10 protein-coding genes are annotated in these 13,005 nt (G+C 71.4%); 3 read left to right on the top strand and 7 right to left on the bottom strand.

The features are described from left to right. Window positions 1–14 precede the first annotated feature (14 nt). A complete protein-coding gene (locus R3I40_RS09415) occupies window positions 15–281 on the bottom strand; it encodes an SRPBCC family protein (protein WP_285261821.1) in 267 nt (88 codons plus the stop codon). Window positions 282–324: 43 nt separating this feature from the next. Here R3I40_RS09415 and R3I40_RS09410 point away from each other — a divergent pair, with 43 nt between their 5' ends. The 3 genes from R3I40_RS09410 to R3I40_RS09400 all read left to right on the top strand — a co-directional run bounded on the left by R3I40_RS09410 (window position 325) and on the right by R3I40_RS09400 (window position 3,880). Further along, on the top strand, window positions 325–963 hold the full coding sequence (locus R3I40_RS09410; protein ID WP_259923931.1) for a DUF421 domain-containing protein: 639 nt from the start codon (window positions 325–327) through the stop codon (window positions 961–963). Beyond that, on the top strand, window positions 960–2,363 hold the full coding sequence (locus tag R3I40_RS09405) for an MFS transporter (RefSeq protein ID WP_183377017.1): 1,404 nt from the start codon (window positions 960–962) through the stop codon (window positions 2,361–2,363). The genes R3I40_RS09410 and R3I40_RS09405 overlap by 4 nt, the downstream gene beginning before the upstream one ends. A gap of 68 nt (window positions 2,364–2,431) precedes the next feature. Next, complete coding sequence (locus tag R3I40_RS09400) at window positions 2,432–3,880, top strand: serine/threonine-protein kinase (protein WP_183377018.1); 1,449 nt, start codon at window positions 2,432–2,434, stop codon at window positions 3,878–3,880. A gap of 10 nt (window positions 3,881–3,890) precedes the next feature. Here the strand turns inward: R3I40_RS09400 and R3I40_RS09395 are convergent, their stop codons facing one another. The 6 genes from R3I40_RS09395 to R3I40_RS09370 form a co-directional block, all read right to left on the bottom strand. Continuing rightward, window positions 3,891–4,064 carry a hypothetical protein gene (locus tag R3I40_RS09395; protein WP_183377019.1) on the bottom strand — a complete coding sequence of 58 codons (174 nt, stop codon included), beginning with the start codon at window positions 4,062–4,064 and terminating at the stop codon, window positions 3,891–3,893. Continuing rightward, window positions 4,061–5,677 (bottom strand): serine hydrolase domain-containing protein, encoded by a 1,617-nt coding sequence (locus R3I40_RS09390; protein ID WP_285261820.1) that lies wholly within the window; start codon window positions 5,675–5,677, stop codon window positions 4,061–4,063. Before R3I40_RS09390 ends, R3I40_RS09395 begins: the two co-directional genes overlap by 4 nt. A 147-nt stretch (window positions 5,678–5,824) precedes the next feature. Further along, window positions 5,825–6,694 (bottom strand): SWIM zinc finger family protein, encoded by an 870-nt coding sequence (locus R3I40_RS09385; RefSeq protein WP_285261819.1) that lies wholly within the window; start codon window positions 6,692–6,694, stop codon window positions 5,825–5,827. Next, on the bottom strand, window positions 6,684–9,983 hold the full coding sequence (locus R3I40_RS09380) for a DEAD/DEAH box helicase (protein WP_285261818.1): 3,300 nt from the start codon (window positions 9,981–9,983) through the stop codon (window positions 6,684–6,686). Before R3I40_RS09380 ends, R3I40_RS09385 begins: the two co-directional genes overlap by 11 nt. Before the next feature lie 79 nt (window positions 9,984–10,062). Continuing rightward, complete coding sequence (locus R3I40_RS09375) at window positions 10,063–11,625, bottom strand: MinD/ParA family ATP-binding protein (RefSeq protein WP_285261817.1); 1,563 nt, start codon at window positions 11,623–11,625, stop codon at window positions 10,063–10,065. Between the two features lie 158 nt (window positions 11,626–11,783). Further along, window positions 11,784–12,617: a winged helix-turn-helix domain-containing protein gene (locus tag R3I40_RS09370; protein ID WP_285261816.1), complete on the bottom strand. Its 834-nt coding sequence runs from the start codon at window positions 12,615–12,617 to the stop codon at window positions 11,784–11,786. Between the last annotated feature and the right edge of the window lie 388 nt (window positions 12,618–13,005).

The raw sequence follows: 13,005 nt of genomic DNA, 5'->3' as shown, positions 1-13,005 counted from the left end.
AGCGGCCCGGCCCATCAGCGCGGCCAGCCTCGTTCCCAATCCGCCGATCGATGGGGCCTGCGCCTGGAACAAGAACCCGAGGTCCGTGCCGCCATCTCGGCGGTGGCGTCCATGCCGAACATCCGGCGGGTTTCGCGCCAGCGGGTGCCGGGCCGGTACGGTCCCTCTGTCAGCATCTCGACGGCGTTCACCCCGGACAGGGTGCGCGCGGCGTTCGGAATATCGGTGATGATGGACTCGACCGCGTCCAGCGGTGCGGCGACGCGCTGGTGGAGGCACACTGAGTTCCCGATCGTGACTCGACCCTAGAGGAGGAAGCAGACCGTGCATGAGGCCCCTGCCGCCGTGGAGCCGGCGGAGTTCTGGTCGGCTCTGTGGTTCCACATCGGCGCGTCCCCCGCGGGCCTCGTCGGCGTCCTCATCGCCACCGTGGTGCTGTACCTGTTCTTCACCCTGCTGCTGACCGCGGCCGGGCCCCGCCTGGTGGCTCGGCCCTCCACGTTCACGCTCGTGGTGACGATCTGCCTCGGCTCCATCGCGGCCCGCGCCATGCTCGGCAACACACCCACTCTCGCCGGCGCGCTCGTCGCGATGAACACGCTGATGGCGATGGAGTTCCTGTTCCGCCGCCTGCGCCGCTCCATCCGGCCGCTGCTGCAGGCGCGGCGGCGGGGCCGCACCCGCTTCGGCCTCGCCGGCCACGCCAGCGTCATCATGGCCGACGGGGCCCTCCAGAACGACCTGCTGCGCCGACGCGCCCTCACGGAGGACCTGCTGATGGTGCGGCTGCGCGGCGCCGGCATCCACCGTGTGCAGGATGTGGCGCTCGCGATCCTGGAGCCGCGCGGGGACCTCACGGTGCTGCGCCGCGGCGAGACGATCGATGCTGCCCTGGTGGCGGATGTGGTGGGCCGTGACCGCATCCCGCCGCATCTGATCACTCCTCCTGAGGAGACAGCATGACTGAGAAGCCGTCGGATGCCTCCCAGTCGCCCGCGCGTTCCACCCGGAAGCCTGCGCGTTCCTCTCGCTTCACCCGGGCCGCCGCGCGCCGTTCCAGCCGCCGGGCCGCCCGCCTCCCGTTCGGCAGGCGCGGTGTCGGCCCCCTGCTCGCCCTCGTCGCCGTTGCGGTCGCGGCGCTGAACCTGCGGCCCGGCATCTCATCGCTCGGGCCCGTGCTCGGCACGGTTCTGGAGGAGTTCGGCGTGTCCTCCAGCGCCGGCGGTCTGCTGACAGCCATCCCGGGCCTGTGCTTCGCCGTGCTAGGGGTGCTGGCGGTGCCGATCGGGCGGCGCCTCGGCCTGTCCGGCGCCGTGATGGTGGGGTTCGCGGTCCTGGTGCTGGGGATCCTGGCGCGCCCGTTCGTCGGCTCGATCTGGCTGTTCGCCGGGTGCACCATCCTCATCGCGGGAGGCATCGCGCTGGGCAACGTGCTGCTGCCGGCGTGGATCAAACGCCACGGTGGTGAGCGCACGGTCCGCCTCATGACCCTGTACACCACGCTGCTCGGCCTCGGCGGCGCGGTGGGGCCGCTCTCAGCGCTGCTGGTGCGCGCGGGCGACAGGGAACCGATCGAGGTGCTGGGGCTGGCGGCGTGGCAGTCGGCGCTGCTGATCTGGGTGGTGGCTGCGGCGGCCGCGGCAGTGGTGTGGGCGGCCGTGTGGGCCACCACCCGGTACGACTTCCCCGCGGATCCGCCGTCACCGGACGGTGCCCGCCCTGTCCGCGTCCCCCTGTGGCGCTCCAGCACCGCCCGCTGGATGATGCTGATGTTCGGGCTGCAGTCGATGCAGGCGTACGTGCAGATGGGGTGGATGCCGGTGATGATGATGGACGCCGGCATCAGCTCCGTGGTGGCGGTGTGGACCGTGTTCGTCACCAACGGGCTCGGCATGGTGGGCGGCGTGGTCATGCCCACGGTCATTCACCGCTCGCGACGGCTCGCGCCGATCATCGCGTCGTTCGGGCTGCTGACCGCCGCGGGGTACGGGGCTGTTCTGCTGCTGATCGCGGTGGGGGCCGACGGGTTCGGGGACTCAGCGGCGCTCGTCGCACTGGTGTGCGCGCTGATCCTCGGCGTCGGCGGGTGGTCGTTCCCCACGGCGATCGCGATGATCCCGGCGAGGTCCCATGATCCGGCGGTGACTGCGCGCCTCAGCGGGTTCGTGCAGCCGATCGGCTATCTGCTGGCGGCGGCGGGGCCGTTCCTGGTGGGGGTGGGGATCGACCGGATCGGGTCGTGGCCGCCGGTGATCACGGCGCTCGTGGTGGCGGGCTTCGCGCTCGCGTTTGCGGGCTGGCGTTCAGCCAGCGGCGCCTTCGTGGACGACCAGTTGGCGGAGGTGGCGGACGCCCGGTCGTAACGCAACCGTGTCCACAATGTCGCTTCTGACGGCGCGGTGGGCGCGTGCCCTCGCTTACACTGGCGGGGATGGCTGACGTGATTGTGGGGCGGTTCGCCCTCATCGACCTGATCGCCAAGGGCGGCTCAGGCGCTGTCTGGCGCGCCTGGGACAAGAAAGTGGACAACGTGTGCGCGGCGAAGGTGCTGCGGCAGCGCGACTCCGCTGATCTCATGCGCTTCGTCCGGGAGAAGGGCGTCTCCTTCGATCACCCGAACCTCCTCACCCCGTACGGCTGGGGCGCGGAGGACGAGCACGTGGTGATCGCGATGCCGCTCGCGTCCGGCGGCACCCTCGATGGGCTCATCAAACGAGGCGGCCCCCTCGGTGAGGCTGCGACCGTGGTGATCCTTTCGCAGCTGCTGAAGGGCCTGCAGCACATCCACAACGAGCAGTGGATCCACCGGGATGTGAAGCCCGGCAACATCATGTTCGATGTCGGCGGCCCCACCCCGATCCATTCCCGTCTGGCGGACTTCGGCATCGCCGTGCATGAGACGGACGTGCGCTTCACGCATGTCGGCATGATCAACGGGACGCCGGGCTTCATGGCGCCGGAGCTGTTCCAGATGGATGAGCCCACCCCGAAGCAGGACCTGTACGCCGCGGGCGTGGTGGCGCTGATGATGCTGAACGGCCGCTTCACGCTGAACGACGGCCCGATTCCGTCCGGTGAGCTGGCGCGCCTGCTGAAGGGCGTGTCGCCGCAGCTGGCCGGGGTGATCCGGTCCCTCGTGGAGGCGGATCCGGTGCGGCGCTGCCCATCGGCGCAGGCCGCGATCGGTGCCCTGCCGTATGTGGCCCCGCAGACCCCTCTCGTGTTCGCGGACGGCACCCCGATCCGGATCACGTCCCTGATGCCGCCGCTGCCGCCCGGGTTCGTCCGGGAGAAGGCGTTCGATGTGGATCAGAACAAGAGCGCGTCGATGGAGGCGCTGCGTGCCGGCGCCGCGAACGCGGCTGGGATGCCGGTGGCGCAGTGGCAGCCCACCCCGGCGACGCCGCGTCCGTGGGAGCGGCCGACGGGCCCGCGCACCAACGCCCCCCGCGGTGGGGCGCCTGCCGGGTCGGCGCCGTCAGGGTCGTCGGCGGCCTCGGCGGCTTCGGCGACCCCCGCTGCCTCCGGGTCCTCTGCGGCTTCTGCTGCTTCCGCGGGCTCCGCGCCGACGGGTCCGCGCGGCACCTCCGGGTCCGGCCCCTCGGGTGCGGGCACCGGTGGGTCCCATGCCATGTACGGGTACGGTGCGGGTGGTCAGTCGGCGGCGTCGCCGGCATGGTCGTATGTGTCAGGGCCATCCGCGCCGACGGGTCCGCGCAGTGCGCAGGGCTCCATCGGTGGTGCGGGGGCGCCGGGCGGTGTCGTGCCCGGGGCCGCTGGCGGTTCCCGCACGAACCTGATCGCAGGCGTACTCGGCTCCGTGGCGGGCCTGGTGGTGGGCGGCGGAATCCTCGGCGTCATCGCCGCGCTCATCCGCTGACCCTTCGCCCTCAGGCCGCGCCGTCGCCGAGGACCGCCACCACTGACCCGACGCTGCCGACCAGCAGCAGCCCGGGGATGAGGACGCAGCAGTCGAGGCAGTCCAGTCCGTCCCCGATGCGGCGCCTCGTGCGCCGCCACCAGGAGGGGCGCTGCCCCTGACCATTCGTGAGACGCGCCCTCACTTCGCAGCCTCGGCCTTCTTCTCGCCGGCCTGCTGCTCGTTCTTCTTCCCGAGCGTGGTGATCGACTGGATCTTCGCGTCACGGCGCGGATCCATCAGCATGTCGATCGTGACCGTGCCCGTCGGCCCCGTCAGCTTCAGCTGCGCATTCGCGCGGGACACCACCGTCACGGTCGCCGGCAGCTCCTCGCCGCCCTCGATCGCGTCGATCACCGGCGTTGCCGCCTTCTGCAGGTCAGCGAGCTCCAGCCCGGCGAGCTGGAGTGCCTGCTCGCGGCGTCGGAAGCGCTCATCACGGGGAATGTCCGGGTCCATGTTCTCCGCGAAGAACTCATCGGCGATCGCGGACCCGTCGGCCCCCTCCATGTCCTCGAGGCTGAGGTAACGCAGGGTCGCTGCGAACGCGGTCGCGGTGACGGGCGCCAGTTCGCCGCGCGGCGCGGTGATCGCGGCGGGGGAGTGCTCGAGGATGGCGCGCAGAGCGTCCATGCAGGAGCGGATCGCGGGCCCGTACTTCGCGTTCGCGAGGGCGATCGCGGCGGTGCCGGTGGCGCGGTGCCAGATCATGTAGGACCCGAAGCCGGGGTAGCCGCCGGAGTGGGAGACGAGTTCACCGAGGTCGGCGAAGCGCTCCACCACGAGGCCGTACCCGTAGCCGCGGATGCGGTCGAACCCGGCGGAGTGCTTCTCGCCGTCGCGCACCGGCAGCGCGGGGGTCTCCCACAGGCGCTGCAGCTGCTGCATCTCCCGACGCGACGCCGCGCTCAGGAGTTCCGGATGCTCCGCCGGCTTCCCGCCCGGCAGCACCGCGAGGTTCGCCGACGACAGGAACTGCACCCACTTCGCGACGTCCTCCACCGTGGAGAACAGGCCCGCCATCGCGCCGTACACGCCGGGGGTGTCGAACTCGATGCGCTCGAAACGGGTCGCATCCGTGTGCTCATTGAGGCGGTGGCCCTGCATGATGCGGGCCTTCTGGTCCTCGGTCGCGGACTCGACCGACCAGATCGTGTCGGTCATGCCGAGGGGCTGGAGGAAGTGCTCGGTGATGTACGAGTCGTAGGACTGCCCGGAGACCTCGTCGATCACGCGGCCGAGCAGGGAGTAGCCGGTGTTGGAGTACTCGAAGCCGGTTCCCGGGGCGTGCACCCAGCCGAGCCCGTTCTTCAGCAGGTCCGCGAATTCGTCGCGGGTCATGGACTCCATGCGGTCGCCCCACGGGTTGTCGGTGACGAACCCGGCGGACATCGTCAGCAGCAGGCGCAGGGTGAGCTGAGGGGAGTCCTCCGTGGCCGGTTCGATGGCAGCGGCTTCCGGCACGTACTCGGAGACGGGGTCGTCGAGGCGGAGGCGGCCCTCGTCGCGCAGCTTCAGGATCGACGCTGCGGTGAACGACTTCGTCATCGAGCAGATGCGTGACAGGGAGCGGGAGTCGGGGGTGAAGGAATCGGCCGCGGCGGTGCCGTTCTCCAGGTGGGAGTTGCCGAAGCCGCCGGAGCCGACGAGCGTGCCCTCGTGGAGCAGGCCCCAGGCCATGCCGGGGGTATCGTTCTTCTCGACCGTGGATTCGAAGATGGACGCGGCGGCGCTGAGCGCGGATTCATCGATAGCCATACCGCCAGGGTAGAGCAGGGGCATTCCGCCGTTCGGGGGTTTGGTCACGGTGTGGGCAAAACCCCAGGCAGACAATGGTCAAAGAGTCCTAATCCCCGGTCGAGCGGGGCGTCTGCGCTGGTAGCGTGGGGTGCGCTGGTCCGGCCGTCATCCCCCTCGACTGCCGGGCCGGCTTTTTCTGTGCCCGACGGGTGCGCCCTCCGCGCCGGTTGTCCCGGAGGCGTAGAAGCGGGCGAACACGCCCTGCACCTGGTCGCCGACCATCTCGGACAGCACCGACGCGTCCACCAGCGCCGGATTGAAGCGTTTCCGCTGGTCCTGGTCCTGAGCCTGAGCCTGGCCGGCGGGCTCCTCATCGGCCTGGGGATCGATGCTGGCGGCTTCGGTCGCTCGCTCGGCCCCATCCTCGGCGCCGGCCGCGGAATCGGAGCCGGAGGAGGGCGCAGGTTCCGCCCCGCCGCTGTCGCCGGGAACCGCGTCGCCATCGCCTCCGGGGCCGCGCAGGTCCTCCAGGTCGATGCCGCGCATCAGCAGCAAGTCTCCGGGCGCATCGTCCAGGTGCTCCATCAGCACGTATACCAGCGCATACACGTGCGGGCACACGGACATCCCCGCGGGGCAGGCGCAGTCCCACGTGATGTCCGTGTGGGAGGAGGGCAGCAGCCCCAGGTCGTGGCGGAGCAGTTCGCTCTCCCGGTCCGCCCCGTACGTCCCGTCCAGCAGCGTCAGCACGAACGACGGATCCTGCGCGATCATCCGCTCCACCAGGTCGCGATCCCCACCGGTGAACACGTGCAGGTCCAGGCGGGGCTCCACGATCCCGAACTGCGGGTCGTCCATGGACGCCGTCACCGAACCGGGCCGTACATCCACCCACTGCACGGTGCCGGCGCGGGCGAGGCGCTTGCCGATCGCCTTGCCGCGCGAACCGAGCAGCATCTCCATCCGTCGGCCGAACTCGCGGGCCACCCAGCTGCGGCCGATCTGCCCGCGCTGGGACCGCATCTCAATCGCCATCGCTGAGCGCCCCCTTCCGCGACTCATCGGACCAGGAGACGGCGTTGCCCTCCGCGTCCCGCGTCACCGTGAAGAGGTCGGCGAGCCGGTCATCGTCGAGGTCCTGCAGCCAGCGCTCACCCGCGGCGACCGTGGCGTCGGCCAGGGCGGACTTCATGGCGAGGCGCTCCGCAATCGCCTCCTCAATGGTGCCGATGGCGACCATGCGGCGCACCGTCACGTTCCTCTTCTGCCCGATGCGGAACGCCCGGTCCGTGGCCTGGTTCTCCACGGCGGGGTTCCACCAGCGGTCCAGGTGGATGACATGGTTCGCGGCGGTGAGGGTGATGCCGGTGCCGCCGGCCCGCAGGGACAGCAGCATGACGCCCGCCTGCCCCGTGTCCTTCTGGAACTCGGCGACCATGTGGTCCCGCTCCGCCTTCGGCAGACCGCCGTGCAGGAACGGCACCTCGATGCCGAACCGGTCCTGCCAGTACTCGATCATCTGCGGCGCGTACTGCGTGAACTGGGTGAAGATCAGCGCCTTCTCGCCCACGCTGATGATCGACTCCAGCAGGTCGTCGATGCGGTCCATCTTCCCGGAGCGGTGCTGGCCGTCCTCCAGCATGGGGGAGCCGTCGCCGAGGTAATGGGCGGGATGGTTGCAGACCTGTTTGATCCGCATGACGGTGGAGGAGATCAGCGCTTTGCGCTGCGTCCGGTCCACCTGCGCGAGCTCCTTCGTCATCTCCTCACCGATCGCGGAGATGAGCCCGGCCTGTTCGGGGGTGAGGGTGATCCGCTCGTCCATCTCGGTCTTGTCCGGCAGGTCGCGGATGATGGAGCGGTCGGTCTTCAGGCGGCGGAGGATGAACGCGCCGGTGACGCGGTTGAGCTGTTCGAGGGCGTCCTCATCGTGGTCGTCCTGGATGGGGCGCGCGTAGGTCTCCTTGAACCGGTCCTCACCGCCGAGGAGGCCGGGGTTGGCGAACTCCATGATGGAGTGCAGGTCCGTCAGGTCGTTCTCCACGGGGGTGCCGGTGAGGGCGAGGCGCCGACCTTCGGGGAGTTGCCGGGAGGCGCGGGACACCTGGGTGTCGGCGTTCTTGATGTGCTGCGCTTCGTCGAGGATGACGCGGTGCAGACCGAGGAGCTGCAGGTCCGGCAGGTCGCGCGCCATCAGGGCGTAGGTGGTGAGGATGAGGTCGGCCTGCATCGCTTCGGTCGCGAAGTCGTCACCGGTGAGGCGCTGCGGCCCGTGGTGGACGTGGACCCGCAGGTGGGGCGCGAACGTCGCGGCTTCGCGCTGCCAGGACCCGATGACGCTCATGGGACACACCAGCAGGGTGGGGCCGACGGGGACCCGCTGCCCCCAGGTGCCGTCGGCGTCAGCGGCGGCGAACGCGGCGTCGGCGTTCTCGCGCTCCCAGCAGAGGAGGGCGAGGACCTGCATGGTCTTGCCGAGGCCCATGTCGTCGGCGAGGATGCCGCCGAGCCCGGCGCCATCGAGCATCGCCATCCATTCGAGGCCGCGCTGCTGGTAGGGCCGCAGAGTCGCCTTCAGTGTGGTGGGCGCCGGGACGGTCGGGGGCGCGGCGCGGGTGGTGAAGAAGGCGGCGGCACCGCGGTCCTTCCCGCCGATGGTGAGGCGGAGGTCCTCGGGGTTGTGCTCGGTCAGCAGGTGCACCCACTGCCGGACCGACATGTCGCCGCGCGGCGGCACCACCAGGCTGCGCTGGTCCCCGTCGGCCCCGGTCGCGGTGCCGGGTGCTGACGCGGCAGCGCCCAGTGCCGCGGCAGCGTCGCCGTCTCCCGGCGGCTGCGGGGCGCGCTTCGTCCCGCCGCGCAACACGGAGATCTGCGCGAAGCGGCGCTGCTCGGCGCTCTGCAGGTACGCGGTCTTCGAGAAGGCGTCGAGGAAGCGTTCGGCGGCGGCGAGGGTGGAGCGGTCCAGGCGGATCCATTCACCGCGCAGCTGCACGATGTCGGCCTGCGCGGTGAGGATGTCCTGCATCTCCTCGTCGGTGAGGTCGGTGTCGCCGATGGCGGTGGTGAAGCTGAAGGAACCGATCGCGCCGGTCATCGACTGGCCCTTCTGGGACTTCTCCGCGTTCGCATCGGCGCCCTCCCGCTTCTTCTCCTCCGGATCCTGCACGGTGGCGCGGACCGTCACGGCCTGCTTCGTCCAGGTGCGCGGCAGCATCACCACGATGGAGTGTTCGGCGAGGTCGGCGGCGTCGGCGGAGATGAAGCGGGACAGTTCATGCGTGTTGACGGTCCACTCCATGCCGCTGCGGCTCGTCTTCGCGCCGCGCAGGATCGGGGAGTGGGAGCGGATGGCGGCGGTGTGCTCCAGCGCTGCCACCATCGACAGGTCGCCCACGCTGACGAGGGAGTCGAGGGGGTGGACTGTGCCGCCGTTCTCCCTCAGGCACGCTTCGATCCGCCACGCGGACTGGTCGATGGCGCCGTCGTCGGCGGTGCCGTCGGGTTCGTGGACGCGGACCACGAGGTCGGGGGCGGCATCGTGCAGGAGGACCCCGTCGGCCCCCGTGTCGGCGAACTGTCCGAGCAGGCGGGTGAGGCGGCGCCGCCCCGGCACGTCCACGGTGAGGGCGGCGGCGTCGGGGCCGAGGGCGGCGATCAGCTGCGCGCCGACGGGATCCACCCCCTCCAGCTGGTCGCCGTCCGGGAGGTCGATGTCCCGCAGGAGCGCGGCGAAGGCGTCGCGGGCGTGGGCGTCGGCGAGGGCGGTGAGCCATGGGTGGGGGGTGATGCCGGCGGCGGTGGCCCAGGTGGCGGTGGTGGTGTCTGCCTGCACGTCGATCTGCGGCACCACCTGGCGGGCGGTGACGAGGCGGCGGGCGTGGACGTCGAGCGCGAGGACGCTGAGGGCGTCGGCGGCGAGCGCGAGGTCATCGGTCACGGCGATGGCGGAGCCGGTGTCGGCGAGCTCCACGATCAGGTCGTCGAGCGCGGAAGCCACAGCGGCAGTGGAGTCGCTGGGCAGGCGGCCAGAAGCGCGCGCGCTCACCTCGATGAGGCCGCGCAGAACATCGGTGGCGCGGGCGAGCCGCACCCCGGTCAGCAGCATCAGCGGGGCGTCCTTCGCGCGACCGTCGGCGCGGCTGCGCTGCCGCATCGGCCGCAGCACCCACGGCAGCAGGGGCCTGAAGGCCGACGGGTGCCGCTCCACCAGCGGCCCGAGGTCATCGGTGAGGCGGGCGCGACCGTCGTCCCCGCGCACGTGCGCCCACAGGGACGCCCCCGCGACCGGGTCGAGGACGAGGTGCAGGACGTGCTGGGTCATGGCATGAGGCTAACGCTCTGCGGCGTCGGCGCATTCCGGAACCCGTCGGCCCACCGGGGCCTGTGGATGACTGGTCGTGTCAGAGTCCGCGGGCGATCTCGGCGGTGGCGCGGCGCCATGCCTCCCGGGTGGCGGGGGCCAGGCGCGCCCAGTCGAGGTTGGTGCCGTCCACGAAGTGCTGCTCGAACGGCACCTCCATGACGGCGCGGGTGTGCGCACCGAAGTGGTGCACGAGGCGCTTGTGCAGCACGTGGTCGATCTTCTGCCGCGAGGACTGCGACAGGATCGTGACGGCGTTGTCCACCTGGTCGCCGTGGCCGGTGGCGCGCAGTTCGTCGATCATCCACGCGGCGGCGTTGAACGTGTCCTCGCGGACGGTGGAGACGATGACGAGCTGGTCGGCGGATTCGACGGCGGCCAGCCAGTTGGAGGCGCGGACGTTGTTGCCGGTGTCGATGACCTTGATGCGGTAGAAGCGGGACAGTGCGGCGTCGAGCTCGTTGAAGGCGCGGCCGTTGATGGAGGAGGACGAGCCCGCGTCCTCATCGGAGGCGAGGATGTCGAAGTTCATGTCGCCCTGGCGGCGCACGAACTGGTCGAGGTCGGCGAGGCGGGCGTCCGGGCGGCGGAACCGGGGAAGGTTCTGCAGCAGGTCCAGGGCGGTCAGGGTGTGGTCCGAGGGGATGCCGCGCCAGCCGAGGGTGCCGCGGGTCTCGTTGTTGTCCCAGGCCAGAACGCTGCCGCCGCGGTACATGCCGAGGGTGGCGGCGATCATGAGGACGCTGGTGGTTTTGTGGGCGCCGCCCTTGAGGTTGACCACGACGATGTTCTTCGGGCCGCTCAGCTGCTTGCGGATCATGGCGATCTCGTCGCGCTCTTCGCGTTCGGCGCGGCCGGGGCCGAGGGCGATGGCGCCGAATGTGGCCTTGCGCAGGCCGCGGCGCCACCCGGTCTGGGCGTGGACCTTTCGGGTGGCGTCGGATCCGGCGCGCAGGTCCTGCAGGGTCGGCAGGTCGCGGGCGGAGTCAGCCGGGGCGGCGCCGGTGCGGGCGCCTCCTTCGGCTGGCTGTGCGGGATCCGTCGGCTGCTGGGCGGCGTTCTGCTCACCGGGGGTGCGGGGAGCCGACGGGGCGGTGCTCGCGGAGGCCGCCGACGTCGCGGACGGGGCGGACTGCGCGGAGCGGGCCGACGGGGCCGTCGCCGCCGAGTGCGCCGAAGCCGCCGAGTGGGCAGATGCGGCGGAGCGGGCGGACTGCGCCGACGCGGCCGATCCGCGGCCCTCACGGTTCACCTGCACGGCGTGCTCCCCGGTGTGCGGGGCGATGGGGGAGTCGGCGGCGTGGCGGGCGCGGCGGCGGGCCCGCGGGCGCCGGCCCTCAGGTGCTTCACCGGAGAACAGGGGACGGTCGTCGGCGTCGCGCGGGGCGATGCGTCCGTTGGGCTCCACGCGCAGGGTGTGCTGGGTGCCGGAGTCCTCGATGAGGACGTCGATGTCGCGGTTCTCCTCGCGCGCTTCCTCGATGAACGCCGCTTTGACCGCCTCGCGGACTTCGTGGCGGGTGCGGCCGTGGATCTGCTCGGTGCGGTCCTCGAAGCGGATCTCGGCGGTGGTCGGCGAGGTGATGCGTGCGTGGGCGATCATTCACAGCTCCCTGTGGGCACGGCGGCAGGCCGCGTGCCCCATGTCGGTGGGCGGGTTGTCGAAACGGACGGTCCCACTCTATGCGACCGCCCCGTGACCTGGTCAGGCCAGCGGGGCGGTCATCATGTTTCTCATTCGCCGCCCTGCCCCGGCGCGGATCAGTGGCGCTGCAGCACCGTGACGTCGCTGCCCGGGTCGAGGCGGTAGCCGGCGCCGCGGACGGTGGAGATGAGGCGGCGGTAGCGGCCGAGCTTGTTGCGGACACGGCGGATGTGCACATCGACGGTGCGCTCACCGGTGTCGGCGGCGGCATCGGCCCACACGTTCTCCATGAGGGCGTCGCGGGACACGACGGTGCGCGCCGACCGGGTGAGGAAGGCGAGCAGCTCGAACTCCTTGTAGGAGAAGTCGACGTCCTCACCGTCGATGCGGACGCGTCGGCCGTAGAGGTCGATGACGAGGCCGTCGGCGCGCAGCTGCGGGGCCGCGGACGGGCTGGCGGGGGAGGACGGGGAGACGGCGGCGGCGCGCAGCAGGCGCAGGCGGGCCGCTTCGGCATCGCGACGGGCCGGAGCGTTCGCGGAGACCACGCCGGTGCGGCGGGGGCGCAGGGGTGCGGCGCTGTCCTGCCCGGGTGTGGTGGTGAACGTGCGCGGGCGGGCCGAGGGCCGCGGCGAGTCGATGCTGAGGCTGGCGCGGCCGCCGCGACCGGTGGTGAGGCGCTGGGCCTGGGCGCGCAGCGCATCGGCGATAGCGGCGGTGTCGGCGACGTCCACTCCGGTGGGCAGCTCCACCGTCAGGGTGATCTGGACGTTGTCAGAGGGGGCCGACGGGGCGGGCTGCGCGGCGGTGCGGCGCGGAGCGAGGGCGCGGGCTCCGGCCGACGAGGTGCGAGTGGTGGAGCCGCGGGAGGCGCTGGTCCCGGTGCGCGCAGTGGTGGCGGCGGTGGGGACGGTGCGGATGGCGGCGGGGCGGTCGAGCGTGATGGTCACAGGAGTCTCCGATGATGCGAAGGGGCGGTTCTTCGCCGGGATCCCTGCTGGTGGTCGCGTCTGCGCGATCCGTTTCTCAGCGGTCGGCCTGGGCGGCGATGTCGCCTGCCTGCTCGGCCTGGTGGGGTGTGCTCCCGGCTGGGCACCTGGAGCCCGCGTCTGCTTGACCGGCTCCTGTCAGCCGGTTCCTCCGCGAGGGTGCGCTCAGAAGCGCGGCTGACTCTGCATCATCTGCATCATCATCGCGCGCATCATGGCGGCACCGGCGGTCGGTGTCGCTGCGGGATGCACGTGATGGGTCATGGCCTCAACTATCAACCAGAGCCGCGCATCTGGCAAACAGCCGTTCACATAATGAAACGCGGACCGGGAAGAACCCGGCCCGCGC

It is taken from the genome of Helcobacillus massiliensis (genome assembly GCF_033106145.1).
Taxonomy (GTDB): domain Bacteria; phylum Actinomycetota; class Actinomycetes; order Actinomycetales; family Dermabacteraceae; genus Helcobacillus; species Helcobacillus massiliensis.
This window is presented reverse-complemented; position numbering and strand designations above follow the sequence as displayed.

Bases quoted from the DNA above. Each gene is read 5' to 3' on its own strand.
- R3I40_RS09375 (WP_285261817.1), bottom strand. From the start codon at position 11,625: ATGATCGCCCACGCACGCATCACCTCGCCGACCACCGCCGAGATCCGC.
- R3I40_RS09405 (WP_183377017.1), top strand. From the start codon at position 960: ATGACTGAGAAGCCGTCGGATGCCTCCCAGTCGCCCGCGCGTTCCACC.
- R3I40_RS09385 (WP_285261819.1), bottom strand. From the start codon at position 6,694: ATGGCGATTGAGATGCGGTCCCAGCGCGGGCAGATCGGCCGCAGCTGG.
- R3I40_RS09390 (WP_285261820.1), bottom strand. From the start codon at position 5,677: ATGGCTATCGATGAATCCGCGCTCAGCGCCGCCGCGTCCATCTTCGAA.
- R3I40_RS09380 (WP_285261818.1), bottom strand. From the start codon at position 9,983: ATGACCCAGCACGTCCTGCACCTCGTCCTCGACCCGGTCGCGGGGGCG.
- R3I40_RS09400 (WP_183377018.1), top strand. From the start codon at position 2,432: ATGGCTGACGTGATTGTGGGGCGGTTCGCCCTCATCGACCTGATCGCC.